The sequence below is a fragment of the Xanthomonas sp. F4 genome, from assembly GCF_011761895.1.
In genome coordinates this window covers 702,525-727,183 of sequence record NZ_JAASQX010000001.1, presented here as the reverse complement: position 1 = coordinate 727,183, position 24,659 = coordinate 702,525, and the positions used below count along the sequence as shown (strand labels likewise).

The following is a 24,659-nucleotide window of genomic DNA, read 5'->3' as shown; positions in this document are numbered from 1 at the left end:
CTCAGCGCAGCAGCCGCTGCATGTACAGCGCGATCAGCCGCGGCCGATCCAGCGCCAGGCACACCTGGGCATTGGCCGCAGCGCCCGGCGCGCCCGCCGCCGGCGCTTCGCGGGTGTAGCCCTTGTCGTCGACCACGATGCGCAGCGGCACGGTGGGGCACAGGCCGGGGTCGAGCAACTGCGCCACCGGCACCACGTCGAACAGGGTCGGGGTGGCGCTGGCCCAGGGCTGGTCGGTGTCGCGCCACTGATAGTAGAGCTGTGCCAGCGCGTCGGTCAGCGGCTCGCCATGGGCGAACAGCGCCACCCGTTCCGGCTCCTCCAAGGTCACTTGGGTGGCATCCAGCGGCAGCATCACGATCGGCACGCCGGCGGCGAACACGCGCTGCGCGGCGGCGATGTCGGCCGCGATGTTGTACTCGGCCGCCGGCGGATTGGGCGGGCGGTAGCGCGACTTGCCGTAGCCCACACGCACCGAGCCGCCCATCAGCACCACCTGCTTGAGCTGGGCGAAGCCGGCCGGGTCGCGCTGCTGCGCGCGCGCCGCGTCGGTCAGCGGGCCGAGCACCAGCAGGGTGACCTCGCCGGGATGGCGCCGCGCCTGCGCCAGGATGAAAGCGGCCGCGTCCGGCGCCGCCGCAGGCAGGCGGCCCTTCGCCGCCCAGCGCGCCTGGCTGAAGGGAATGCTGCTGGTGGTGCGCTGGCCGATCGCCAGCGGGATGTCGCTGCGGCCGGCCTGCTGCAGCAGCCGTTGCAGCAATTGCGCGCGCAGGCCGGTGTCGCCCCAGGCCGAGGCGATGCCCAGCACCTGCAGCTCCGGGCTGCGCAACAGCAGCGCCAGCGCGAACGCATCGTCGATGTCGTCGCCGATGTCGGTGGAGACGATCACTTTCTGCACGGGCGTAGCGGATGCGCCCGCGTCCTGCGGCGGCGCGACGGCCGCGGGGCGCACCGCCCCTGCGGCAGCCGCGGACGCGGTGGCCAGCAGCGCCAATGCCCCCCATCGGATCAGATTGCGCATGCACCTCTCCCAAAAAAGAACCGCCGGCATGATAGCCGGCGGTCGGTCTTGCAACGGCGAGGCCGCGGATCAGAAGTTGGCGCGGAACTGCGCGCCGACGATGCGCGGATCGTTGATGAAGCCGGTGAGGTTGTTGAAATCGATCGCACCGGTGGCGCGGATCTGGTTGGTGCAGTTGCGGCAGAACACCGAGACCTCGTACGCACCGGCGCCCCAGTTGTAGCCGATCTTGGCACCGCCCTCGAGCAGCGGCTGGCCGACGAACTCGCGCGAGTCGTACAGGAAGAAGTTGATCTCGCTGCGGTAGGACCAGTCGGTGAAGAAGAAGAACTCGGCGTCGTCGCCGACCGGGATGCCGTAACGCAGGGTCGCGTTGCCCATCCACTTGGCCGCCTGCGGCAGCACGTTGCCGTCGATCAGCGCGCGGCCGGAGGCATTGATCGGATCGGTCACGGTGCAGGTGCGGCACACGCCCACCGACAGGGTCGGGTCCTCGATGCGGGTCCAGTTGTAGGCACCGCCCAGGGTCACGCGCAGGTTCTGGGTCAGCAGCGCTTCGAAGTCGAACTCGGCACCGCGCGCCTTGGAGGTGTCGGCATTGAGCAGGCGCACGTCGTTGGAAGCGCCGCCGACCGCGGTCAGCTGCTGGTTCTTCACCCGGAAGTCGTAGACGTCGAAGCTCAACCGCGCGCGCTTGTCGAACAGGTCGGACTTGATGCCGACCTCGAACGAGTCCACGGTCTCCGGTGCGGCCACGGTCAGCGGTGCGGTGGCCGACGGCACGCCGAAGCTGGCGCCGCGGAAGCCGCGGGCGGCGCGCGCATAGACGTTGACGTTGTCGTTGATCGTGTAGGTGGCGCTGAGGTCGCCGGTGACCTTGGAGTTGTCGGTGCTGCCGCTGGAGGGCTGCTGCAGGGTCACGCGGTCCAGTTGGAGGACGTCGAAGATCTTCTTGTCGTAGGTGTAGCGGATGCCGGCGCGCAGGTTCAGGCGCTCGGTGGCCGCGTAGTTCAGCGAGCCGAACGCCGCCCACGAGGTGTTGCGCTGGCGGGTCAGCTGGTAGCTGGACAGGGTGCCGCCGGCCAGGGTGTTGTAGGTGTAGTTTTCGCCCTCCACCGAATCGTGGAAGTAGTACAGACCGGCCTGCCAGTTCAGCGGACCGGCGTACTGCGACTCGGCGCGCAGCTCCTGCGAATACTGGTCCAGGTTCTTGATGCCGCCGGCGGTCTCCACCGGGAACGGGATCACCCCGGGGCCGGACGGCGGGGCGAACACCGCGCCGTAGCCGCCGTCGATGTCGCCGCGGCTGTAGTACTTGCCGATGCCCTCGTAGCCGGTGATCGAGTGCAGCACGATGTCGCCCAGGTCCCAGGTCAGGTTGGCGCTGCCGCCGTAGGTCTGCAGTTCCTGGGTGTTCTTGCCGTCGATGGACACCTTGTCCGGGTCGAAGCCGGCGACCAGCTGGTTGGTGCCCGGCTGGAAGATGTTGGCGCGGAACAGCCGCGCGGTGCCGTCGAGGTGGCGCGCGTGCGCATTGAACAGTGCGCTGAAGTCCTCGCCCGGCTGGAACAGCACCTGCAGCCGCACTGCCGAGTCCATGTAGCCTTCGAAGGAGCGGTTGTCGACGGTGTTGTCGACCCAGTCGCCGCGGCGCTGGCCCAGCGCCGACAGGCGCGCCGCCCACTTATCGCCCATGGCCACGCTCAGGCCGGTTTCCATGGTCATGGTGCCGTAGGTGCCGTAGGACAGGCTGGCGTAGCCGTCGTTGGCGCCGATGGTCGGCTTGACCGAGTTGAACTTGACCACGCCGGCGGGGGTGTTGCGGCCGAACAGCGTGCCCTGCGGACCGCGCAGCACTTCCAGGCTCTGCAGATCGAAGATCGGGAAGCCCTTCAGGAATGCGTTCTCGGCGACCACGTCGTCATAGATCAGCGACACCGGCTGCGAGGCGTAGGTGTTGAAGTCGGTGTTGCCGTAGCCGCGGATGTAGAAGCGCGGGAACACCCGGCCATTGGACGATTCGACGTTGAGGCTGGGCGCCTTGCCCGCAAGCACGCGTACGTCCGAGCCGCTGGTGGCGATGGCGTCCAGGTATTCCGGGCGCAGCACGCTGGCCGACACCGGCACGTCCTTGGAGTCCTCGGCGCGGCGCTCGGCGGTGACCTTGATCGTGTCCAGACGGGCGACCCCGTCGGTGCTGTCCGCCTGCTGGGCGGCGGCGGGGAACGAAAGCGCGGAAACGACGGCAACGGCAAGCGCACTGGCGCGCAGCGACCAACTGGCAGACATGGGAACTCCGGGATGGGTGGGCGTAATCGGGAGCGCGCCGAGTCCTTGCCGCGCCGCAGCATAATTAACACAAAATATACAACCTGCGGCGGCCGGCGTCACCTGGTGGGGCCGGGATTTGGGATTGGGGAGTTGGGATTGGCAACAGCGGGGCTGGCGCTGGGGCTGGGCCTGAGGGCCTGGGCCGACCTCCCCGGATTGCGATAGCCGCCTTTCGTCGCGTCGGGACTGAAGTCCCTCCCACAGTGGCTTGCCTGCACGCGACGCGTCCGCTGGCCGGATGCCCACCTGTAGGAGCGGCTTCAGCCGCGACGAGCGAAGCGGCAACTTCTCCGGCCTCCGAGACGCTCGGGGCCGCACTCGCTGCCACCGGCTCAGCCGGCCGGCGCCTCAACCAGCCGCTGTCGCCGGCACCCGCACCCAGCCTTCCATCAGCACGCGCGCGCTGCGGCTCATCAAGGCCTTGGTGACAGCCCACTGGCCGTCCACCTGGCGCGCTTCGGCGCCGACCCGCAAGGTGCCCGAGGGGTGGCCGAAGCGCACCGCCGTGCGTTCGCCGCCGCCGGCGGCGCGGTTGACCAGGGTGCCGGGGATCGCCGCGGCGGTGCCGATCGCCACCGCCGCGGTGCCCATCATCGCGTGGTGCAGCTTGCCCATCGACATCGCCCGCACCAGCAGGTCGATGTCGGCGGCCGCCACCGGCTTGCCGCTGGAGGCGATGTAGTCGGCCGGCGGCGCGACGAAGGCGACCTTGGGCGTGTGCTGGCGGGTTACCGCGTCGTCCAGCGTGGCGATCAGGCCCATGCGCAGCGCGCCGTACGCGCGGATGGTTTCGAAGCGCTGCAGCGCCTGCGCATCGCCGTTGATCGCGTCCTGCAACTCGGTGCCGCGATAGCCCAGCGCCTGCGCCTCGAGGAAGATGGTGGGGATGCCGGCATTGATCAGGGTCGCCTGGAAGTTGCCGACGCCCGGCACCTCCAGCGTGTCGACCAGGTTGCCGGTGGGGAACATGGCGCCGCCGGCGCCGTCCTCGTCGGCGGCCGGGTCGAGGAATTCCAGTGCGATCTCCGCCGCCGGGAAGGTCACCCCGTCCAGCTCGAAGTCGCCGGTCTCCTGCACCGCGCCGTCGGTCATCGGCACCTGCGCGACGATGGTCTTGCCGATGTTGGCCTGCCAGATCCGCACCGTGGCGACGCCGTCGCGCGGAATCCGCGCCGGATCCACCAGCCCGGCGGCGATCGCGAACGGCCCAACGGCGGCCGACAGATTGCCGCAGTTGCCGCTCCAGTCCACGAATGCGCGCTCGATCGCGACCTGGCCGAACAGGTAGTCCACGTCGTGGCCGGGACGCGTGCTCGGTGCCACGATCACGGTCTTGCTGGTGCTGGAGGTGGCCCCGCCCATGCCGTCGATCTGCTTGGCGTAGGGATCGGGACTGCCGATCACCCGCTGCAGCAGCGCATCGCGCGCCGGGCTCGGCGTCTGCGCCGCCGCGGGCAGGTCCTGCAGGCGGAAGAACACGCCCTTGGAGGTGCCGCCGCGCATGTAGGTGGCGGGGATGCGGAGTTGCGGAGCGTGGGCCATGGCGGTTCCGGGTGTGCGGACGAAAGAATGGGACGGATCAGGGCGAATCGGGAATCTCGGGCTCGACCAGCTGCGTCAGCAGGCTCAGCGACTCCTGCCAGCCGAGGTGGCAGAACTCCACCGGGATCTGCGGCGGGATGCCCTCCTGCAGTATCTCCAGCGCGGTGCCGCAGGCCACCGGCCGCAGCCGCACGGTCACGATCATCTCGCCGGGCAGGTCCGGGTTGTCGAAGCGGTCGGTATGGCGGATCAATTGGCCGGGCACCAATTCCAGGTAGGTGCCGCCGAAGGCGCTGCTGGTGCCGGTACCGAGGTTGGTGAAACTCATCCGGTAGCTGCCGCCCACGCGCGCGTCCAGCGCATGCACGGTGGCGACGAAGCCGTGCGGCGGCAGCCATTTGACCAGCGCCGCCGGTTCCAGGAAGGCGCGGTAGATGCGCTCGGCCGGCGCGCGCAACACGCGATGCAAGTGGACGGTACCGGTGGTGGCAGCGGACGTGCTCATGGCGGTCTCCTTGGCGGTGGCGGGCGCAGCCAGCATGGCACGCGCCCCATGACAGCGGCAGTCGGCTCAGGCGCTGCGGGCGTCCTCCAGGAAGTCCTGGGCGAAGCGCTGCAGCACGCCGCCGGCCTCGTAGATGGACACCTCCTCGTTGCTGTCCAGGCGGCACAGCACCGGCACGTCCGCGACGTCGCCGTTGCGGCGCACGATGCGCAGCGTCAGCGTGGCGGCCGGGGTGCGCGTGCCGACCACGTCGAAGGTCTCGCTGCCGTCGATGCCCAGGGTCGTGCGCGTGGTGCCGGGCAGGAACTGCAGCGGCAGCACGCCCATGCCGATCAGGTTGGTGCGGTGGATGCGCTCGAAGCCCTCGGCGACGATGGCCTCGACCCCGGCCAGGCGCACGCCCTTGGCCGCCCAGTCGCGCGAGGACCCCTGGCCGTAGTCGGCGCCGGCGATCACGATCAGCGGCTGCTTGCGCGCCATGTAGGTCTCGATCGCCTCCCACATGCGCAGCACCTGCCCGTCCGGCTCCAGCCGTGTCAGCGAGCCCTGCTGCACCTTGCCGTCGACCACCGCCATTTCGTTGATGAGCTTCGGGTTGGCGAAGGTGGCGCGCTGCGCGGTGAGGTGGTCGCCGCGATGGGTGGCGTAGGAATTGAAGTCCTCCTCCGGCACGCCCATGTGCGCCAGGTATTCGCCGGCGGCGCTGTCGGCCAGGATCGCGTTGGACGGCGACAGGTGGTCGGTGGTGATGTTGTCGCCAAGCACCGCCAGCGCGCGCATGCCGCGCAGCGTGCGCTCGCCGGCCAGCGCGCCTTCCCAGTACGGCGGGCGGCGGATGTAGGTGCTGCGCGGGCGCCAGTCGTACAGCGGTGCCACCGGCGCGCCCTGCTCCACGCGCACGTTGAACATCGGTGCGTACACCTGACGGAACTGCTCCGGCTTCACCGCCGCCCGCACCGCCGCATCGATCTCGGCGTCGCTGGGCCAGATGTCCTTCAGCCGCACCTCGCGCCCGTCGGCATCGGTACCCAGCACGTCCTTCTCGATGTCGAAGCGCACCGTGCCGGCGATGGCGTAGGCGATCACCAGCGGCGGCGAGGCCAGGAACGCCTGCTTGGCGTAGGGATGGATGCGGCCGTCGAAGTTGCGGTTGCCCGACAGCACCGCGGTGGCGTACAGGTCGCGCTCCACGATCTCCTGCTGGATGCGCGGATCCAGCGCGCCGCTCATGCCGTTGCAGGTGGTGCAGGCGAAGGCGACGATGCCGAAACCCAGCGCCTCCAGGTCCGGCAGCAGGCCGGCCTCTTCCAGGTACAGCTGCACCGCCTTGGATCCGGGCGCCAGCGAAGTCTTCACCCATGGCTTGCGGGACAAGCCGCGCGCACGTGCATTGCGCGCCAGCAGGCCGGCGGCGATCACGTTGCGCGGGTTGGAGGTGTTGGTGCAACTGGTGATGGCGGCGATGATCACCGCACCGTCGGGCATGCGCCCCTGTGCCTGCTCGGCCTGGCCGGAGGCGAGCTTGGCGGCGTCGGCGATGCCGCGCGCGGCCAGCTCGGTGGTCGCCACGCGCTTGTGCGGGTTGCTGGGACCGGCCATGTTGCGCACCACCTGCGACAGGTCGAAGCGCAGCACGCGCTCGTACTGCGCGGTGGCCAGCGCATCGGCCCACAGCCCGGTGGTGCGCGCGTACTGCTCCACCAGCGCCACCTGCGCTTCCTCGCGCCCGGTCAGGCGCAGATAGTCGAGGGTCTGCTGGTCGATGTAGAACATCGCCGCAGTGGCGCCGTATTCCGGGCACATGTTGGAGATGGTGGCGCGGTCGCCGATGGTCAGCGCGGCGGCGCCTTCGCCGAAGAATTCCAGATACGCGCCGACCACGCGCTCCTGGCGCAGGAACTCGGTCAGCGCCAGCACCACGTCGGTGGCGGTGATGCCCGGTTGCGGCCGGCCGCTCAGTTCGACGCCGACGATGTCCGGCAGGCGCATCCACGAGGCGCGGCCGAGCATCACGCTCTCCGCTTCCAGCCCGCCCACGCCGATCGCGATCACGCCCAGCGCGTCCACGTGCGGGGTATGGCTGTCGGTGCCCACGCAGGTATCGGGGAAGGCGACGCCGTCGTGCACGTAGATCACCGGCGACATCTTCTCCAGATTGATCTGGTGCATGATGCCGTTGCCCGGCGGGATCACGTCCACGTTGCGGAACGCGCGCTTGCTCCAGTCGATGAAGTGGAAGCGGTCCTCGTTGCGGCGATCCTCGATCGCGCGGTTCTTGGCGAAGGCCTGCGGATCGTCGCCGCCGCACTCCACCGCCAGCGAGTGGTCGACGATCAGTTGCACCGGCACCACCGGATTGACCTTGGCCGGGTCGCCGCCCTGCTCGGCGATGGCATCGCGCAGCCCGGCCAGGTCCACCAGCGCGGTCTGGCCGAGGATGTCGTGGCACACCACCCGCGCCGGAAACCACGGGAAATCCAGGTCGCGACGGCGCTCGATCAGCTGCAGCAGGGCGTCGTGCAGCAGGTCCGGATCGCAGCGACGCACCAGGTTCTCGGCGAACACCCGCGAGACGTAGGGCAGGCCGGCATAGGCGCCTGGACTGATCGCATCGACTGCGGCCTGCGCGTCGAAGTAGTCCAGCGAGGTACCCGGAAGGGATTTACGGTAGTGGCTGTTCATGGCTGGCTACAGTAGAAAAAAAGCGAAGACAGGACTCCTTCTCCCACCGGGAGAAGGTGCCCCGAAGGGGCGGATGAGGGTACGGGCGAAGCCTAGTGCAATCCGATTTCTCATGAGGGGCGGATGAGGGTACGGGCGAAGCCTGGTGCAATCCGATTTCTCATGAGGGCGGATGAGGGTGCAAACGAAGCCCTGTGCAACCGAACACCACGAGGCTGCGCCCGCACCCTCACCCCCAACCCCTCTCCCGACGGGAGAGGGGAGAGTTACTTGCGCTGATCGATCGGCACGAACGCCTGATCCTCCGGCCCCACGTAGTTCGCGCTGGGGCGGATGATCTTGCCGTCGATGCGCTGCTCGATGATGTGCGCGCTCCAGCCGGCGGTGCGGGCGATCACGAACAGCGGGGTGAACATCGCCGTCGGCACGCCCATCATGTGGTAGCTGACCGCGCTGAACCAATCCAGGTTCGGGAACATCTTCTTGATGTCCCACATCACCGTCTCCAGGCGCTCGGCGATGTCGTACATCTTGCGGCTGCCCTGCGCCTCGGACAGTTCGCGCGCCACGTCCTTGATGACCTGGTTGCGCGGATCGGACACCGTGTACACCGGGTGGCCGAAGCCGATGATGACTTCCTTGCGCTCGACCCGCGCGCGGATGTCGGCCTCGGCCTCGTCCGGGGTGTCGTAGCGCTTCTGCACCTCGAAGGCGACCTCGTTGGCACCGCCATGCTTGGGTCCGCGCAGCGCGCCGATGCCGCCGGCGATGGCGCTGTACATGTCGCTGCCGGTGCCGGCGATGACCCGGCAGGCGAAGGTGGAGGCGTTGAACTCGTGCTCGGCGTACAGGATCAGGCTGGTGTGCATCGCCTGCACCCATTCCTCGTGCGGCTTGAAGCCGTGCAGCAGGCGCAGGAAGTGTCCGCCGATCGAATCGTCGTCGGTCTCCACCTCGATGCGCCGGCCGTTGTGGCTGTAGTGGTACCAGTACAGCAGCATCGAGCCGAGGCTGGCCATCAGCTTGTCGGCGATGTCGCGCGCGCCGGGATGATTGTGGTCGTCCTTCTCCGGCTGCACGCAGCCCAGCACCGACACGCCGGTGCGCATCACGTCCATCGGATGCGCCGACGGCGGCAACTGCTCCAGCGCGGCCTTGACCGCGGCCGGGATGCCGCGCAGCGAGCGCAGCTTGGCCTTGTAGCCGCGCAGCTCGCTGTTGCTGGGCAGCTTGCCGTGCACCAGCAGGTAGGCGATCTCCTCGAACTGGCTGCTGCGCGCCAGGTCCAGGATGTCGTAGCCGCGGTAGTGCAGGTCGTTGCCGCTGCGGCCCACCGTGCACAGCGCGGTGTTGCCGGCGGCGGTGCCGGACAGGGCCACCGATTTCTTCGGCTTGAAGCCGGGGGCGGTCTGCGGAGCGGTGCTGTCGTTCATGGCGAATCTCCCGGGTGTTGCGGTCGGATGGGTGCAGTGGATCAGGACGCCTGCGGCGGCGGCGAGATCCCGCCGCGCTCGAGCAGTTGCTGCAGCATGAGGATCTGGCGGTTCTGCAGTTCCACCAGCGTCGCCCAGTCCTGCTCGCGCAGTTGGTTGAGCTTCTCGTGCACCTGCAGGATTTCCAGCTCGGCCTTGATGTTCACTTCGTAGTCGTTCTGCGCGTGCAGGCGGTCCACCGCCGCCTGGCGGTTCTGGCTCATCATGATCACCGGCGCCTGGATCGCGGCCAGGCACGACAGGCACAGGTTGAGCAGGATGTAGGGATACGGATCGAAGGCGTGCGCCAGCAGCAGGCTGTTGAGCGCGATCCAGCCCAGCAGCACCAGGCCGAAGGCGATGATGAAGCTCCAGCTGCCGCCGATCGCGGCGACGCGGTCGGCGATGCGCTCGCCCAGCGAGCGATCGCTGTCGGCCTGCTTGACGATGTCGCGGGCCACATGGCGCTTGGCGATGAAGCGCTCCACCACCTCGCGCTCGGCCTCGGACAGCTTGTCCAGTTCGGTCTGCAGCAGGTGCCGCGCGGTCTGGCGGCGATCGATGCGGCTGCGCAGGAACGATGCAGCGCTGGCTTGGGTATTCATGGACGGACTCGGGCAGGAAAATCGCCGCCGATCATGCGCCCTTGCCGGCGAACAGCGCATCCAGGCGCTGCTCGAAGGCGTGGTAGCCGATGCGCTCGTACAGTTCCTCGCGGGTCTGCATGCGCTCGAGCACCGCCTGCTGGTGACCGTCGCGGCGGATCGCGGTGTACACGTCCTCGGCGGCCTTGTTGGCGGCGCGGAACGCCGACAGCGGGAACAACTGGATCGCCACGCCGGCCGAAGCCAGTTCGTCGCGGGTGAACAGCGGGGTCTTGCCGAACTCGGTGATGTTGGCCAGCACCGGCACCTTCACCGCGTCGACGAAACGGCGATAGGTGTCCAGGTCGTAGGCGGCCTCGGCGAAGATGCCGTCGGCGCCCGCCTCCACGCAGGCGATGGCGCGTTCGATCGCCGCGTCCACGCCCTCGGCCTGGATCGCGTCGGTGCGCGCGATCAGGAAGAAGTCCGGATCGGTCTTGGCGTCGGCCGCGGCCTTGACCCGATCGACCATCTCGCCCTGGCTGACGATCTCCTTGCCCGGGCGATGGCCGCAACGCTTGGCGCCGACCTGGTCCTCGATGTGGCAGGCGGCCGCGCCGGCCTTGATCAGCGCCTTGATGGTGCGCTCGATATTGAACGCGCTCGGCCCGAAGCCGGTGTCGATGTCCACCAGCAGCGGCAGCGGGCACACGTCGGTGATGCGGCGCACGTCGATCAGCACGTCGTCCAGGGTGTTGATGCCCAGGTCCGGCAGGCCCAGCGAGCCGGCGGCGACGCCGCCGCCGGACAGGTAGATCGCCTTGTAGCCGGCGCGCTGCGCCAGCAGCGCATGGTTGGCGTTGATCGCGCCGATCACCTGCAACGGCGCTTCGGCGGCCAGGGCGGCGCGGAAACCGGCGCCAGGGGAAACGAGGGACATGGGCGACTCCTGAGAAGAGACGGCGGCGCCCCACCGGGCGTTCCGCGATGGGCGCCAATCTGGCACTCTCGCAGGCACGGATCAATCTTGATTCAATGAATCAACCTATCGTCCCTTCATGTCCGACGCCACCGACCGCAACCTGATCTCCGCCGCCCAGGCCTGCGCCCTGCTCGGCATCAGCAGCGCCACCCTGTACGCCTACGTCAGCCGCGGCCTGCTCAGTTCGCGCGCCGGCGCCGACCACCGCAGCCGCGCCTACCTGCGCGCCGAAGTGGAGCGGCTGGCGCAGCGCAAGCGCGCCGGCCGCGGCGCCGCACGTGGCGCCGCGCAGAGCCTGGACCGCGGCCTCCCAGTGCTGGAGACGCGGATCTCGCTGATCCGCCCTGACGGCCCCTACTACCGCGGACGCTCGGCGGTGGCCATGGTGCGTGCCGGCGCCAGCCTGGAGGACGTCGCGCGGCTGCTGTGGGACTGCCCCGACGGCGAAGACCCGTTCGCCAGCGCCCCGGTCGCGCCGTGGCCGGCGGTGGTGGCGCCGCTGGCCGGACATGCCGCGCTGCCGCCGCTGGAACGCGCCATGGCCTGCATCCCGCTGCTGGCCCTGGACCTGCGCCAGTCGCTCAACGCCGCTCCCGGCGTGCGCCGCGAGAGCGCCGCCACCCTGCTGCGGCAGAACGCCGCGCTGCTGGTCGGCACCGTGCCGGACGCGCGCCCGCTGCATCGCCTGATCGCCGACCATTGGCGCCCCGGCGACATCGACTTCGCCGAGCTGGTGCGCGCCGCGCTGCTGCTGTGCGCCGACCACGAACTCAACGTCTCCGCCTTCGCCGCCCGCGTGGTCGCCTCCACCGGCGCGCCGCTGCACGCCACCGTCAGCGCCGGCCTGGCCGCGCTGTCCGGCCCGCGCCACGGCGGCGCCACCGCCCGCGCCCACGCCCTGCTGCGCGACGCCCAGGATGCGCCCAGCGCCGCCGCCCTGATCGCCGAACGCTGGCAGCGCGGCGACGACCTGCCCGGCTTCCACCACGCCCTGTATCCCGACGGCGATCCGCGCGCGGCCGAAGTGCTGCGCCAACTGCGCGAACGCAGCGGCGGCAGCGCGCGCATGCAGCACGTGGAAGCGGTGATCGCCGCCGCCCAGGACTGCAGCGGCCAGCGCCCGAACATCGACTGCCTGCTGGCCGCGCTCTGCTTCGTCCACGACCTGCCCGCGGCGCACGCCCTGGTGCTGTTCGCCGCCGCCCGCCAGGCCGGCTGGCTGGCGCACGCCCTGGAGCAGCAGGCTCTGAGCAAGCTGATCCGGCCCCGCGCCCGCTACGCCGGGGCGATGCCGGAGGAGGGCGCCGCGCCGGGCTGAGAGGGCGGCGACCGCACCTTGCGTGTGCACCAAGATTGGTACACCATGCCGCCATGGAGACCACACTGGACGTGCGCTTCTACCGTGCCGCATCGGGCGTCGAGCCGGTGCGGGTCTGGCTCAAGGAAGACGTGTCCGCCGATGCCAGGCGCGCCATCGGCGACGACATCAAGACGGTGCAGTTGGGATGGCCGCTCGGCATGCCCTTGGTGCGCAAGCTGGACCAGCACCTGTGGGAAGTGCGCAGTGCGATTCCCGAAGGCATTGCGCGGATTTTTTCACCACCGTCGGATCGGACATGGTGTTGCTGCATGGCATCGTCAAGAAATCGGGCAAGACCCCGAGCGCCGATCTCGCCACCGCCAAACGCCGCAGAGACGAGGTGATGCGATGAGCCGCAATGTCCATATCGGATCCAGCTTCGACAGCTTCCTGGCCGAGGAAGGCATCCTCGAAGACACCGCCGCGCTCGCCGCCAAGCGCGTGATCGCCTGGCAGGTCGCCGAAGCGATGAAGTCCGCCAAGCTCACCAAGAGCGCGCTGGCCCGGCGCATGAACACCAGCCGGTCGCAACTGGACCGCGTGCTGGACGCCACCGACACCAGCCTCACCCTGGACACGCTGAGCCGCGCCGCCACGGCGCTGGGCTACCGAATCCAGATCGACCTGGTCGCCGCGCAATCGGGCAGGCCCGTCGGCAAACCGCCAACGGCGAAGACCAAGACCTCGGCCGGCATCGGCAGCTGAGCGCGGTCAACGCCCTTCCAATACCACGGCTGGACGAGCCAGCCTGACCGGCGGATGGCGCCAGCGCATCGGAACGGGCGTGCCTCCGAACGCGTTCAGCACCCCCATCTCGCCAAGGCGGCGCCCTCGGTGTACAAATGTACACCATGACCACCCTATCCCCGCAGCGCGCCGCCATCCTCGCCTACGTCCATGCCTGCATCGAGCAGGCCGGACGTCCGCCGAGCCTGGCCGAGATCGCCGAACGCTTCGGTTTCGCCTCGCGCAATGCCGCGCGCAAGCACGTGCAGGCACTGGTCGAGGCCGGGCTGCTGGCGCAGGTGCCGCAGCAGGCACGCAGCCTGCGCCCGGCGCAGGCCGGCAGCCGCAGCGAACTGCTGCAGTTGCCGGTGCTGGGCCGGGTCGCCGCCGGTGCGCCGATCGGTGCCGACATCGGCCTGGACCAGCAGTTGCGCCTGGACCGCGCGGTGTTCGCGCTGCGCCCGGACTACCTGCTGCGGGTGCAGGGCGACTCGATGATCGACGACGGCATCCTCGACGGCGACCTGGTCGGGGTGCGCCGCGCCGCCGACGCGCGCAACGGCCAGATCGTGGTGGCGCGGCTGGATGGCGAACTCACCATCAAGCGCTATCGCGCCGATGGCGCCGGCATCGCGCTACTGCCACGCAATCCCGCCTATGCGCCGATCGTGGTCAGCCTCGGGCAGGACTTCGCCATCGAAGGGCATTACTGCGGCCTGATCCGGCCCGGCTGATGGCCGCCGTCGTCGCCCTCGACCGCCTGCTGGCCGAGCGCCGGGTCTGGCGCGGCCAGCCGACGGCGCTACCGCCCAGCGCGCAGCCCACCGGGCACGCCGCGCTGGACGCGGTGCTGCCCGCGCGCGGCTGGCCGGAGATGGCGCTGACCGAGTTGCTGCACGCCGCCGACGGCATCGGCGAGCTGCAGCTGCTGTGGCCGACGCTGGCGCGGCTGTCCCAGGGCGGCGGCCGCATCGTGCTGGTCGATCCGCCGTACCTGCCCTACCCCGCCGCCTGGGCGCAGGCCGGCGTGGCGTTGACGCAGCTGCAGATCGTCCGCGCCGGCGCCGACGCGGCCTGGGCTGCCGAACAATGCCTGCGTTCGGGCAGTTGCGCGGCGGTGCTGTGCTGGCCGGGGCTGGCCGGCGACAAGACCCTGCGCCGGCTGCAGGTGGCCGCCGAGACCGGGCGCACCCTGGGCTTCGCCTACCGGCCGCTGAAGGCGGCCGCCAATCCATCGCCGGCCGCGCTGCGCATCGCCATCGACGCCGCGCCGGCACAACTGCGCGTGCTCAAGTGCCGCGGCGGCCTGCCACCAGCGCAGCCGATCGCCCTGTCCGCTCTGGCGACCGGGTGAGGCCGCAGGCATGCGCTGGGCTTGCATCCTGTTGCCGCAACTGGCGCTGGACACCGTCCTGCGCCGCTGGCCGTCGCCGGACGAACCGCTGGCCTTGCTCGACGGCCCGCCGCAGCGGCGCACGCTGAAAGCGGTCAACGCCGCCGCGCGCGCCCGCGGCCTGCGCCCCGGGCAATCGCTGGTCACCGCGCAGGCACTGTGCGACCGCTTCGCCACCGCCCTGCACGATGCCGAAGAAAGCCGCCGCAGCCAGCAGTTCCTGGCCGCCTGGGCGTATCGCTTCAGTTCGCTGGTCAGCACCGACTATCCCGGCGCGCTGCTGCTGGAGATCGAGGCCAGTCTCGGTCTGTTCGGGCCCTGGCCACGCTTCGAGGCACGGCTGCGCGAGGAACTGACCGCGCTGGGCTTCCGCCACCGCATCGTGGTCGCACCGCATCCGCTGGCCGCACGCGCGTTGGTCAATGCGCACGACGGCATCGCCCTGCTCGACAACGCCGCGCTGCAGCGCGCGCTGGGGCAGCTGCCGATCGCCCGCGCCGGGCTGTCGCCGGCCCTGGCCGACGGCTTCGCGCGGATGGGCCTGCGCCGCCTGCAGCAGCTGTTCGCGCTACCGCGCACCGCGCTGGCACGACGCTATCCGCCGGCCCTGCTGCAACACCTGGACGCGTTGCGCGGGCAGGCGCCGCTGCCGCTGCAGTACTACCTGCCGCCGGACCGCTTCGATGCGCGCCTGGAACTGGGCTATGCCACCGAATCCAACCAGGCGCTGCTGTTCCCGCTGCGTCGCCTGACCCAGGACCTGGCCGCGTTCCTGGCCGGACGCGACGGCGGCGTGCAGCGCTTCCGCCTGCTGCTTGAACACGAGGACCTGGAGCCCAGCGTGGTGCCGGTGGGCCTGCTCGCCGCCGAGCGCGATGCGGCGATGCTGTTCGAACTGGCGCGCGGGCGCCTGCAGCAGGCCAGCGTGCCGGCGCCGGTGCAGGCGCTGCGCCTGTGCGCCGACGAACTGCCGCCGTTCGTGCCGGCCGCGCGCGAACTGTTCGACGAGCGCGCGCAACAGGCGCTGCCGTGGGAGCAACTGCGCGAACGCCTGCGCGCGCGCCTGGGCGACGACGCCGTGCACGGCCTGCGCGCGCACGCCGACCATCGCCCGGAACTGGCCTGGCGCGCCGAGTCCGCCGCCGCCCGCGGCACGGCGGCGCCCGCCACCGCACCGCCACGCCCCGGCTGGCTGCTGCCGCGACCGGTGCCGCTGCGCGAACGCGCGCCCGACCGCCTGGCCGGGCCGGAACGCATCGAGAGCGGCTGGTGGGACGACGGCGACGTACGCCGCGACTACTACATCGTGCGTACCCGCCAGGGCCAGCGCGCCTGGGCCTTCGCCCCGGCCGATGCGCCGGATGTGCTGATGCTGCACGGCTGGTTCGCATGAGCCACACCCCGCCGCACCCCCGCATGCCGCCGCGCCTGCGGCTGCTGCCGACGCCAACGTCTGCGCCGGCCAGCGCACCCGCCGCCAACGTGCCGCGCGCGCCAGCGGACCCCACGCTGCCCGACTACGCCGAACTGCATTGCCTGTCCAACTTCAGCTTCCAGCGTGGCGCCTCGCACCCCTGGGAACTGTGCGAACGCGCGCTGCACCACGGCTACCGCGCCCTGGCGATCACCGACGAATGCAGCCTGGCCGGCATCGTGCGTGCGTGGCAGGCGGCCCGGGACATGGCTCTGCACCTCATCGTCGGCAGCGAGATCCAGTTCGAGCACGGGCCCAAGCTGGTGCTGCTGGCCGAGACCCTGCACGGCTACCAGCGGCTGTGCCGGCTGATCACCCTGGCGCGGCGCCGCGCCGACAAGGGCACCTATCGTGCGTTGCGCGAGGATCTTGCCAGCGCGGACGACGGCTCAGGCCTGCTGTGCCTGTGGCTGCCACGCGGTGACGGCGACGACGCAAAGGACGGCGCTTGGCTGCAGGCGCGCTTCCCCCAGCGGCTGTGGCTGGCCGTGGAATTGCTACGCGGCCCCGACGATGCCGCACTACTGCAGGCGCGACTGGACCTGGCGCAGCGCCTGCGGCTGCCCGCCGTCGCCAGCAGCGACGTGCACATGCATGCGCGCGGCCGCCGCGCGCTGCAGGACACACTGACCGCGATCCGCCAGCGCCTGCCGCTGCACGAAGCCGGCGCCCACCTGTATCCCAATGGCGAACGCCACTTGCGCCCGCGCGCCACGCTGGCGACGCTGTATCCGCCGGCACTGCTGGCCGAAACGGTGCGCATCGCGCGGCGCTGCAGTTTCAATCTCGAGCAACTGCAGTATGAGTACCCGCACGAACTGGTGCCGCCCGGGCACACGCCCACGCAATGGCTGCGCATCCTCACCGAACGCGGCGCGGCCGAGCGCTGGCCGCACGGCGTGCCGGACAAGGCGCGGCGCCTGATCGAACACGAACTCGGCGTGATCGAGCGGCTGAAGTACGAGTCCTACTTCCTCACTGTCTACGACCTGGTGCGCTTCGCGCGCTCGAAGGACATCCTGTGCCAGGGCCGCGGCTCGGCGGCGAACTCGGCGGTGTGTTACGCGCTCGGCATCACCGCAATCGATCCGGACCGCATCGGCATGCTGTTCGAACGCTTTATCTCCGAGGAGCGCAAGGAGCGGCCGGACATCGACATCGATTTCGAGCACGACCGCCGCGAGGAAGTGATCCAGTACATCTTCAACCACTACGGGCGCGAGCGCGCCGCACTGGCGGCGGTGGCGATCAGCTACCACACGCGCAGCGCGGTACGCGACGTGGCACGCGCGCTGGGCCTGCCCAGCGACACCGTCGATGCGCTGTCCTCCGCGCTGGGCCAGCGCGACCCGGTGGAGTCGGCGCAGGAACTGCTGCGCGAGCGCGGCTTCGAACCGGACACGCCGGTGATGCGCCGGCTGCTGGTGCTCGCCGGCCAACTCATCGGCTTCCCGCGGCATCTGTCGCAGCACCCCGGCGGTTTCGTCATCTCCGAGCATGCGCTGCACACCCTGGTGCCGGTGGAGAACGCGACCATGGCCAATCGCACGGTGATCCAGTGGGACAAGGACGACCTGGAACTGGTCGGGCTGATGAAGGTCGACGTGCTCGCGCTGGGCATGCTCAGTGCGCTGCGGCGCACCCTGGACCTGCTGCGCGCGCACCGCGGCCGCGACTACACCCTCGCCACCATTCCTGCCGAAGACCCGCAGACCTACGCGATGATCCAGCGCGCCGATACCATCGGCGTGTTCCAGATCGAATCGCGCGCGCAGATGGCGATGCTGCCGCGGCTGCTGCCGGAACGGTTCTACGACTTGGTCATCCAGGTGGCGATCGTGCGCCCCGGGCCGATCCAGGGCGGCATGGTGCACCCGTATCTGCGCCGGCGCAGTGGCGAGGAGGAGCCCGACGACTTGCCCGAGGAACTGCGCGAGGTGTTCAAGCGCACTCTCGGCGTCCCCTTGTTCCAGGAACAGGTGATGCAACTTGCGGTCAACGCTGCTGGCTACACGCCGGGCCAGGCCGACCAATTGCGCCGCTCGATGGCGGCCTGGAAACGCCACGGCGGGCTGGAACCGCATCGCGACAAGCTGCTGGAAGGCATGCTCGAGAGAGGCTACACCGCCGAATTCGCCGGACGCATCTTCGAGCAGATCAAGGGCTTCGGCAGCTACGGCTTCCCCGAAAGCCACGCCGCCAGTTTCGCCCTGCTCACCTACGCCAGTTGCTGGCTCAAGTGCCACGAACCGGCGGCGTTCACCTGCGCGCTGATCAACAGCTGGCCGATGGGGTTCTACAGCCCCGACCAGTTGCTGCAGGACGCGCGCCGCCACGGCCTGCAGGTGCGGCCGGTGGACGTGCGCTACAGCGACTGGGACTGCAGCCTGGAAGCGTACAGCCCCGATCCCGACGTGCAACCGGCGATCCGCCTGGGCCTGCGCCTGGTCCGCGGCCTGGCCGAGGACGCCGCCCTGCGCCTGCAACAGGCGCGCGCGCAGGCGCCGTTCCACGACCTCGCCGACCTGTGCCACCGCGCCGCCTTCGACGACAAGGCCCGCGCCGCGCTCGCCGACGCCGGCGCGCTGAAAGCGCTGGCCGGTCATCGCCACCGCGCACGCTGGGCCGTGGCCGGCGTCGAAGCCCAGCGCCCCCTGTTCGAAACGCTCGCGGCCATACCCGAGCAGCAGGTCGCGCTGCCACTGCCCAGCCAGGGCGAGGACATCCGCGCCGACTACGCGACGATCGGCACCACCCTGGGCAAGCACCCGCTGACCCTGCTGCGCGCGCAGCTACGTGCGCGCCGCTACCGCCATTCCGGCGAACTGCGCACGCTGCCGCATGCCAGCGCCGTCGCCATCGCCGGCCTGGTGACCATGCGCCAGCGCCCGCAGACCGCCAGCGGCGTCACCTTCGTCACCCTCGAAGACGAGCACGGTCTGGTCAACGTGGTGGTGTGGCGGCGCCTGGCCGAATGCCAGCGCCAGGCCCTGATCGAATCGCGGCTGCTGCTGGTGCGCGGTCGCGTCGAGACCGAAGGCAAGGTCCGTCACCTGATCGCCGCCCATCTCGAAGACCTGACCCCGCTGCTGCTGGGGCTGGACATCCGCAGCCGCGACTTCCACTGACGCAAGCGCAGCGTGGTACGCCTTGCGCAGCGAACGGGCAGGCCGCCGTTAGTGCGGCGGCGCCTCCGCTGCATCGCCGCACGCCTGCATCGCCCGTTGCACCGCCTCCGCTTCGCTGAGGCGTTCACGATAGATGGTAGCGGCCAATTCGCGCCTGGCCTTGCTCGATCCGATCGCACCATGGCTGGCGATATCCGACAACGGCCCACCCAACTGACGATATCTGGCCACGAGCCTGGCCGTCGCGGCCATGCTGTCGCACTCCACCGGTGCCGCCTGCAGCGGTGCGCACACCATCAGCAAATACGAAAAACCAAGCGCTGCGAGTCCGTTGTTCATCACTGCTCCCAAGCGGAGACGGAGAACCGCCATCCCCATGCGGCCGTGCAGAGCGGAAGCGCTGCAGGACGTCGCCGCACGGCACGGCGGCGCGCGTCCGGCATCGCCACGCGCACCACCGCCAACAACGGCAAACAGGCCACAGCGGCATCCGGCCGCACGTATCGCCATCCACCCATTGCGGACAGCGCCGAGGCAAGATAGCCAGCGCAAACGCCGGCGCCAGGAGGATTGCGACGAAACCCGGCGACGGCGGATCGAACGCCGGATCGGCGGATCCAAGTCAGGCGGCAATGCTGCCGACGGCCGCTCCTCGCGCAGCCACGCAAGGCCACCGCGCCATACCTTCCGGCGCAAGCCCGCGATCGTCGTTGTCATGCCGTGTCCGGGCCGCCGAGGCCGGCCCCTGTCCCGAAGGCTATCTGCCCAGCGCAGCCAGCAAGGTCTGCACGCCTTTCCAGCCCCAATACACGCGATGGCAGGCGATCAATCCCGCGGCGTCCAGGTCCATCACTTCCACCAGATCGACCTGATCGCCCTGCGGCGTTTCGCGCGGGTACTCCCAGACCAATTGCCGCCCCACGACATGGCAGTGGCCGCTGCGATACCAGCGTCCCAGGCCGTTCTCGGGCTGGGCGAAGGACGCGGCAAAGAACGCCGCGATGGCCTCGCGGCCCTGCAGCCGCCCGTCCTGACGCGTCGCCGACGCCACATAGGCCAACGGCGACTCCAATTGTGCGTCCGGCGCATACAGCGCCATCAACGCCGACAGATCGCGCGCGACCACATGCCGATGCCAGCGTTCGAACACCAGGTGCGCATCGCGCTCGGCGGAGTTCGACGGCATTTCGTTGGTCTGCATCGGCAGGCTCCGGTTGAAGTGCGCGCAGTCTAGGAATCCGCCGGCGACATCGTTTCGATGCGCATCGAAACGTCGCGGCGCGACCGGCCCTATGATGGCCGCGTCCATCGGGAGCGCGGCGATGCATCTGGAACGACCCAAGCTGGCGGCGACCGCGTTCCTGATCGCGGACCCGGCCCGCGCCGCCATGCTGATGGCCCTGATCGACGGGCGCGCACTGCCGGCCGGCGAACTGGCCTTCGCCGGCGGCGTCACCCCGCAGACCGCCAGCGCGCACCTGGCAAAGCTGCTGGAGGGTGGCCTGCTGGCGGTCGAGATCCAGGGCCGCCACCGCTACTATCGCCTGGCCAGCACGCACGTCGCCGCCGTGCTCGAGACCCTGGCCACCCTCGCGCCGCAGCAGGCGTCGCGCTGTCGCCGCCCGCATCGCGACACGCAGACGCTGCGCCTGGCGCGCTGCTGCTACGACCACCTCGCCGGGCGTCTCGGCGTGGCGGTCGCCGAGGCACTGGAACAGCGTGCCTGGCTGACCACCCACGACGACGCCACCCGCTACGCCGTCTCCAGCGAAGGCGGGGCATGGTTCGCGCGTATGGGCCTGGACCTGCCGCACCTCGCTCAAGGCCGCCGCGCCATGGCCCGACGTTGCCTGGACTGGACCGAACGCCGCCACCACCTCGCCGGCTCCCTGGGCGCCGCCCTGCTCGATCAGTTCTGCGCCAGACACTGGCTACGCCGTGCAGACGGTTCCCGCGCGTTGGTGGTCACCGATCTCGGCTGGGCCGGCCTGCTCACCGAACTGGGCATTCGGCGGTTCGAAGACGGGGCCGTGGCGCTGCCCTCCTGACGAAGGGCGATCAGCGCGCGTGGTAGACGGCGACGCCCCATTGCCCTGACTGACGCATGCGCGCCGGCCACCGGCAACGACTACGCGGTCTCAGCCACCGCATCCAAAGCGGACACTGCAGCCAAGGTACATGCCTCTTTAGCTGCCAACACGATCAGCACTTTGCTGACGGCAGCGGGATTACTTGAACATATCAGTCTGCAACCCATCATCCAGCGCATACCGCCGCTGGCAATGCTCGCAGAAGAACGCGCGCCGCTGCGCCTTGCCGAGTTGCTTGCGATAGGTGAGCAGATGCCCGTCGCGCGGACAGACCGTCTTGGTGTGCACTTGGTAGTGCTTCTTCAGTTCGTAGGCTTTCTTCCAGCGATAGAAATCGAAACTGTACTCGCGCGCCTGCGTCACCAGTTCGCCTAACTTGCGCGGGGATAGCGCGCCGATCTCGCTCTCGGGATGCACGCGAATCCGGTGCAGCACCTCGTTCTTGATGATGTTGCCGACCCCGGCGAACACGTCCTGGTCGAGCAAAGCATCGGCGGCGAGCGTATGCGGGCGCAGCCGCAGCTTGCGCCGCGCCTGCGCCGCATCCCAGTCGGGATTCATCACGTCCGCCGTCCAGTCGTAGGCCGCATCCAGCGGACCGTCGATGAACTTGATCGAACACGCGTAGAAGTTCAGTTCCTCGCCCTTGGCGAAACCCAGGCTCAAGCGGGCCGACGCGTCCTTGCGCGCATTGATCCGGTAGCTACCGAACAGCAGAAAGTGGATGCGCACACTGAACGCATCGAACTCGATCAGGAAATGCTTGCCCCAACTGCGCAGCGACAGGATCTTGCGGTTGCGCATCCGCTCCAGGTCCAGCTTGCTGTTGCCGGACACTCGCAACACCTTGCGCCCGGCGAAGGCGGCAGCTTCTTCTTTCAGGATGACGATAGAAGGACCTTCAGGCATGGCCAAAGTATCGATAGCGGCCGTGAGCGATTCGTGAGCCGAACGGGAGCCAGTGCTGGTCAGTCGGCGCTGGGATATGGGTTGGAATCGGATGATCGATGCCAACGACCCGGGGCCGCCCGCTCCAGTTCAGCCGCGTACTCGGCCTGCAGCGAGCGGGACCGAACATGCTGATGACAGCCACGCCGCGCAGTGGCAGGCATGAGCCGCATCGAGCTGCTGCTGGATGCCCACCAGCTCGCGCCCGAAACGTTCTTCACCGACAACCAGACCGAACACCAGATCCGCCAAAGGGGGATCCAGGCCTTCATGGATCCGGATGCGTGCGGTCCGCGTGATGTCAGCAGCCCCCGCATTTCATATGCACGTGGCAACAGGCGATAGCCGTCGATCGAAAGCGTATCAATATCCGCACGCATGGGAATCAACGCATCTTTTCAAGAAATTTCGACCGCATCATCTTCGTAGATATCACGAACAGAGGCGGCTCGGGCCGCGCGAACAGTCATCGCACACACTATTTTGGACCGACCGCGGCCTCGCCTATCCGCAAAACGAATTCGTCCAGGTCGGTGTTGGCGGTATTGGCGAGAATGACGATGGTCAGGTCGCGGTCGAGGAAACGATACAGCTGCGCCTGCGCGCCCATGATCCGACCTGGACGTTTGGCGACACGGTGCTTGGCGGCGCCTATCCGCGTCTCGTAAACCCACAGGCCATAACCGTAGTCGTCGAGCCCTGGCGTGGTCAGCCGGGCGATGCTTTCCTTGCGCAACAGGCCTGACCCGAACAGCGCGTCCGAGAACCTGAGCACATCTTCGGCCGTGGAGTACATCGCGCCAGCGGAGTACCAGTTCTCCGGATAGACCGGGAAGTCGTTGGACAGGGACTTGAGATCTTCGCGATACGAGTAGGTGGAGGCCAAGCCTTCGACGATGCTTTCATGGCGCAGCATGCCGGTATGGTGCAGCCCCAGCGGCTTTAGAATCCGTTCCTTCAGCACCTGCTCGTAGGTTTTGCCCGTGACGCGTTCGATGACCTTGCCCAGGATCAGGTAATCGCCGTTGTTGTAGTCGAAAGTCGTGCCTGGGGCATGCAGTAGCGGTCCGCTGCAGAATTTTCTTATCAACTGATCGCTGGTATAGGGCGACTGGTAGGTCGGCAAGCCCCTGGTCAATGCCTGCTCCAAGCTTTTCACCTGGTCGAAGTTCCGCAGTCCGGACGTGTGGTTGAGAAGCTGATGCAAGGTGATACGGTCGGCACCGGCGATGGCGTAATCGGGCAGGTAGCTGGCCACGTTCGCCTGCAGGTCCAATTTTCCTTCTTCATGCAGTTGCAGCACCAGGGTGGCGGTGAACAGTTTGGTGATGGAAGCGATCCAGTACCGGGTCTGGTCGCCGTTGGCGACGCCGTACTGGACACTGGAAAGGCCGAAACTGCGCTGGTATCGCCGCTTTCCGTCCTGCTGGACCAAGACAGTACCGCTGAAGCCGTGTTGCGCGGCATAGGTAGCGATGAAGTCTTCGAGTGGCGTCGCCTGCGACTGCGCCCGCAGCGGCATCGCCGCGCAGAGAAAGACAAGCACACCGACAAGCAAGCGATAAGTAACGGAACTGAAGAGGTTTCGCACGATGTACCCCGGCATGATGGAACGGCCGCGAGTATGGAGCCGGACCAATACCTGGGCGGGTGCCTTCGGACAAAACGAGGATAAGGCCGACGAAATGGCCGACGCGCGCTGCGAACAGGTGGGCTGGCCCGGCAGGGTGACCTGGCCTGGCGCTCGCGCCCGTGCTGGCCGTTGCTTCCGTCTTGTTCCGGCCACGCTTACAACTGTGTCAAATACCACTCGCCATCGAGCTCAAAGCCCATCAGACGTCCCTGCGCATCGCGCAGAAAACGCAAAGGCCCGCTGGATCCAGTCGCAGCGCATTCGCACCGAACAGATCCGGCGATACGGATTCCAACCACCACTGCAGGGCGCCTACTTGCAAGCGCAATCCCGTTAGCCGTCGCAGTCAGCTCCGCGGTCCTCGAACTTGGACACGGCAGCCTGTGAAACGTTTAACGCTTCAGCAATCTACGTTTGCGTCTTCTTCGCGACAGCTCCTCGGGCCGCCAACGGCAGCGTGTTCCGAATTCGACGAGGCCTGCTCAAGGCCCGCGGGACGAACGGCCAGTGGCCCGCGTCCGGCATGGCGAGGATCGCCATCAGGTCGGCGTGGCGGTATCAGGATTCCGACACGGCTGCATCATTCAACACGCACGTCGATACCGTCATTCCGCACTCGCAATCGCTGTTAACGTGCAGATACGAAAAAGCCGGCACTAGGCCGGCTTCTCGTAATTCTTGATTTCGTGGTGGGCGGTGCAGGGTTCGAACCTGCGACCCTTGCCGTGTGAAGGCAATGCTCTACCGCTGAGCTAACCGCCCGTGTCGCGAGCCGCACATTATAGGGC

At 68.9% G+C, this 24,659-nt stretch carries 21 protein-coding genes and 1 tRNA gene; 9 read left to right on the top strand and 13 right to left on the bottom strand.

All coding sequences use genetic code 11. The features are described from left to right. Position 1: 1 nt before the first annotated feature. From FHR66_RS03355 to prpB, 8 genes are all read right to left on the bottom strand, one after another. Positions 2-1,021: a nucleoside hydrolase gene (locus FHR66_RS03355; RefSeq protein ID WP_160966289.1), complete on the bottom strand. Its 1,020-nt coding sequence runs from the start codon at positions 1,019-1,021 to the stop codon at positions 2-4. 69 nt (positions 1,022-1,090) lie between these two features. Beyond that, positions 1,091-3,310 (bottom strand): TonB-dependent receptor, encoded by a 2,220-nt coding sequence (locus FHR66_RS03350; RefSeq protein WP_160966287.1) that lies wholly within the window; start codon positions 3,308-3,310, stop codon positions 1,091-1,093. A gap of 390 nt (positions 3,311-3,700) precedes the next feature. Continuing rightward, entirely contained in the window at positions 3,701-4,894 is a 1,194-nt protein-coding gene (gene prpF / locus FHR66_RS03345; protein WP_160966285.1) for a 2-methylaconitate cis-trans isomerase PrpF, read from the bottom strand. 37 nt (positions 4,895-4,931) lie between these two features. Then, entirely contained in the window at positions 4,932-5,435 is a 504-nt protein-coding gene (locus FHR66_RS03340; protein ID WP_160966283.1) for an SRPBCC family protein, read from the bottom strand. A 30-nt stretch (positions 5,436-5,465) separates the two neighbouring features. Next, a complete protein-coding gene (gene acnD, locus FHR66_RS03335) occupies positions 5,466-8,081 on the bottom strand; it encodes a Fe/S-dependent 2-methylisocitrate dehydratase AcnD (protein WP_160966281.1) in 2,616 nt (871 codons plus the stop codon). 266 nt (positions 8,082-8,347) lie between these two features. Further along, a complete protein-coding gene (prpC, locus tag FHR66_RS03330; RefSeq protein WP_160966279.1) occupies positions 8,348-9,514 on the bottom strand; it encodes a bifunctional 2-methylcitrate synthase/citrate synthase in 1,167 nt (388 codons plus the stop codon). A gap of 41 nt (positions 9,515-9,555) precedes the next feature. Further along, on the bottom strand, positions 9,556-10,158 hold the full coding sequence (locus tag FHR66_RS03325; RefSeq protein WP_160966277.1) for a DUF1003 domain-containing protein: 603 nt from the start codon (positions 10,156-10,158) through the stop codon (positions 9,556-9,558). Positions 10,159-10,189: 31 nt separating this feature from the next. After that, entirely contained in the window at positions 10,190-11,077 is an 888-nt protein-coding gene (gene prpB / locus FHR66_RS03320) for a methylisocitrate lyase (RefSeq protein WP_160963184.1), read from the bottom strand. Between the two features lie 118 nt (positions 11,078-11,195). On the opposite strand from prpB, the gene FHR66_RS03315 reads away from it, so the two are divergent. From FHR66_RS03315 to FHR66_RS03285, 7 genes are all read left to right on the top strand, one after another. Further along, positions 11,196-12,437 carry a citrate synthase family protein gene (locus FHR66_RS03315; protein WP_160966275.1) on the top strand — a complete coding sequence of 414 codons (1,242 nt, stop codon included), beginning with the start codon at positions 11,196-11,198 and terminating at the stop codon, positions 12,435-12,437. Between the two features lie 187 nt (positions 12,438-12,624). Next, positions 12,625-12,831 carry a type II toxin-antitoxin system RelE/ParE family toxin gene (locus FHR66_RS20985; RefSeq protein ID WP_456361722.1) on the top strand — a complete coding sequence of 69 codons (207 nt, stop codon included), beginning with the start codon at positions 12,625-12,627 and terminating at the stop codon, positions 12,829-12,831. Continuing rightward, entirely contained in the window at positions 12,828-13,184 is a 357-nt protein-coding gene (locus tag FHR66_RS03305; protein WP_160966273.1) for an XRE family transcriptional regulator, read from the top strand. Before FHR66_RS20985 ends, FHR66_RS03305 begins: the two co-directional genes overlap by 4 nt. A 146-nt stretch (positions 13,185-13,330) precedes the next feature. Beyond that, positions 13,331-13,939, top strand: coding sequence for a transcriptional repressor LexA (lexA, locus tag FHR66_RS03300; RefSeq protein ID WP_160966271.1), 609 nt, complete (start codon positions 13,331-13,333; stop codon positions 13,937-13,939). After that, on the top strand, positions 13,939-14,559 hold the full coding sequence (gene imuA / locus FHR66_RS03295) for a translesion DNA synthesis-associated protein ImuA (RefSeq protein ID WP_160966269.1): 621 nt from the start codon (positions 13,939-13,941) through the stop codon (positions 14,557-14,559). Before lexA ends, imuA begins: the two co-directional genes overlap by 1 nt. A 10-nt stretch (positions 14,560-14,569) precedes the next feature. After that, on the top strand, positions 14,570-15,991 hold the full coding sequence (locus FHR66_RS03290) for a Y-family DNA polymerase (protein WP_167087321.1): 1,422 nt from the start codon (positions 14,570-14,572) through the stop codon (positions 15,989-15,991). Next, positions 15,988-19,200, top strand: coding sequence for an error-prone DNA polymerase (locus tag FHR66_RS03285; protein WP_167087319.1), 3,213 nt, complete (start codon positions 15,988-15,990; stop codon positions 19,198-19,200). Before FHR66_RS03290 ends, FHR66_RS03285 begins: the two co-directional genes overlap by 4 nt. A gap of 48 nt (positions 19,201-19,248) precedes the next feature. Here the strand turns inward: FHR66_RS03285 and FHR66_RS03280 are convergent, their stop codons facing one another. Both FHR66_RS03280 and FHR66_RS03275 read right to left on the bottom strand, forming a co-directional pair. Next, positions 19,249-19,539: a hypothetical protein gene (locus FHR66_RS03280; RefSeq protein ID WP_160966263.1), complete on the bottom strand. Its 291-nt coding sequence runs from the start codon at positions 19,537-19,539 to the stop codon at positions 19,249-19,251. Between the two features lie 418 nt (positions 19,540-19,957). After that, positions 19,958-20,401 (bottom strand): nuclear transport factor 2 family protein, encoded by a 444-nt coding sequence (locus tag FHR66_RS03275; RefSeq protein WP_202394613.1) that lies wholly within the window; start codon positions 20,399-20,401, stop codon positions 19,958-19,960. A gap of 121 nt (positions 20,402-20,522) precedes the next feature. Here FHR66_RS03275 and FHR66_RS03270 point away from each other — a divergent pair, with 121 nt between their 5' ends. Beyond that, entirely contained in the window at positions 20,523-21,248 is a 726-nt protein-coding gene (locus tag FHR66_RS03270) for an ArsR/SmtB family transcription factor (protein WP_160966261.1), read from the top strand. Between the two features lie 180 nt (positions 21,249-21,428). On the opposite strand, the gene FHR66_RS03265 is transcribed toward FHR66_RS03270, so the two are convergent. Next, positions 21,429-22,199 carry a DNA-formamidopyrimidine glycosylase family protein gene (locus tag FHR66_RS03265; RefSeq protein WP_160966325.1) on the bottom strand — a complete coding sequence of 257 codons (771 nt, stop codon included), beginning with the start codon at positions 22,197-22,199 and terminating at the stop codon, positions 21,429-21,431. 201 nt (positions 22,200-22,400) lie between these two features. On the opposite strand from FHR66_RS03265, the gene FHR66_RS03260 reads away from it, so the two are divergent. Beyond that, complete coding sequence (locus FHR66_RS03260; RefSeq protein WP_160966259.1) at positions 22,401-22,583, top strand: hypothetical protein; 183 nt, start codon at positions 22,401-22,403, stop codon at positions 22,581-22,583. A gap of 133 nt (positions 22,584-22,716) precedes the next feature. Here FHR66_RS03260 and FHR66_RS03255 read toward each other — a convergent pair whose 3' ends face one another. Beyond that, positions 22,717-23,844, bottom strand: a complete 1,128-nt coding sequence (locus tag FHR66_RS03255) for a serine hydrolase domain-containing protein (protein WP_167087316.1) — start codon at positions 23,842-23,844, stop codon at positions 22,717-22,719. A 714-nt stretch (positions 23,845-24,558) separates the two neighbouring features. Further along, positions 24,559-24,633 (bottom strand) — tRNA-Val (locus FHR66_RS03250). Between the last annotated feature and the right edge of the window lie 26 nt (positions 24,634-24,659).

What these genes read in the sequence shown, in the direction of transcription:
- FHR66_RS03355 (WP_160966289.1), bottom strand. Translation starts at nt 1,021, where the DNA reads ATGCGCAATCTGATCCGATGGGGGGCATTGGCGCTGCTGGCCACCGCG.
- FHR66_RS03350 (WP_160966287.1), bottom strand. Translation starts at nt 3,310, where the DNA reads ATGTCTGCCAGTTGGTCGCTGCGCGCCAGTGCGCTTGCCGTTGCCGTC.
- prpF (WP_160966285.1), bottom strand. Translation starts at nt 4,894, where the DNA reads ATGGCCCACGCTCCGCAACTCCGCATCCCCGCCACCTACATGCGCGGC.
- FHR66_RS03340 (WP_160966283.1), bottom strand. Translation starts at nt 5,435, where the DNA reads ATGCTGGCTGCGCCCGCCACCGCCAAGGAGACCGCCATGAGCACGTCC.
- acnD (WP_160966281.1), bottom strand. Translation starts at nt 8,081, where the DNA reads ATGAACAGCCACTACCGTAAATCCCTTCCGGGTACCTCGCTGGACTAC.
- prpC (WP_160966279.1), bottom strand. Translation starts at nt 9,514, where the DNA reads ATGAACGACAGCACCGCTCCGCAGACCGCCCCCGGCTTCAAGCCGAAG.
- FHR66_RS03325 (WP_160966277.1), bottom strand. Translation starts at nt 10,158, where the DNA reads ATGAATACCCAAGCCAGCGCTGCATCGTTCCTGCGCAGCCGCATCGAT.
- prpB (WP_160963184.1), bottom strand. Translation starts at nt 11,077, where the DNA reads ATGTCCCTCGTTTCCCCTGGCGCCGGTTTCCGCGCCGCCCTGGCCGCC.
- FHR66_RS03315 (WP_160966275.1), top strand. Translation starts at nt 11,196, where the DNA reads ATGTCCGACGCCACCGACCGCAACCTGATCTCCGCCGCCCAGGCCTGC.
- FHR66_RS20985 (WP_456361722.1), top strand. Translation starts at nt 12,625, where the DNA reads ATGGCCGCTCGGCATGCCCTTGGTGCGCAAGCTGGACCAGCACCTGTG.
- FHR66_RS03305 (WP_160966273.1), top strand. Translation starts at nt 12,828, where the DNA reads ATGAGCCGCAATGTCCATATCGGATCCAGCTTCGACAGCTTCCTGGCC.
- lexA (WP_160966271.1), top strand. Translation starts at nt 13,331, where the DNA reads ATGACCACCCTATCCCCGCAGCGCGCCGCCATCCTCGCCTACGTCCAT.
- imuA (WP_160966269.1), top strand. Translation starts at nt 13,939, where the DNA reads ATGGCCGCCGTCGTCGCCCTCGACCGCCTGCTGGCCGAGCGCCGGGTC.
- FHR66_RS03290 (WP_167087321.1), top strand. Translation starts at nt 14,570, where the DNA reads ATGCGCTGGGCTTGCATCCTGTTGCCGCAACTGGCGCTGGACACCGTC.
- FHR66_RS03285 (WP_167087319.1), top strand. Translation starts at nt 15,988, where the DNA reads ATGAGCCACACCCCGCCGCACCCCCGCATGCCGCCGCGCCTGCGGCTG.
- FHR66_RS03280 (WP_160966263.1), bottom strand. Translation starts at nt 19,539, where the DNA reads ATGAACAACGGACTCGCAGCGCTTGGTTTTTCGTATTTGCTGATGGTG.
- FHR66_RS03275 (WP_202394613.1), bottom strand. Translation starts at nt 20,401, where the DNA reads ATGCAGACCAACGAAATGCCGTCGAACTCCGCCGAGCGCGATGCGCAC.
- FHR66_RS03270 (WP_160966261.1), top strand. Translation starts at nt 20,523, where the DNA reads ATGCATCTGGAACGACCCAAGCTGGCGGCGACCGCGTTCCTGATCGCG.
- FHR66_RS03265 (WP_160966325.1), bottom strand. Translation starts at nt 22,199, where the DNA reads ATGCCTGAAGGTCCTTCTATCGTCATCCTGAAAGAAGAAGCTGCCGCC.
- FHR66_RS03260 (WP_160966259.1), top strand. Translation starts at nt 22,401, where the DNA reads ATGAGCCGCATCGAGCTGCTGCTGGATGCCCACCAGCTCGCGCCCGAA.
- FHR66_RS03255 (WP_167087316.1), bottom strand. Translation starts at nt 23,844, where the DNA reads ATGCCGGGGTACATCGTGCGAAACCTCTTCAGTTCCGTTACTTATCGC.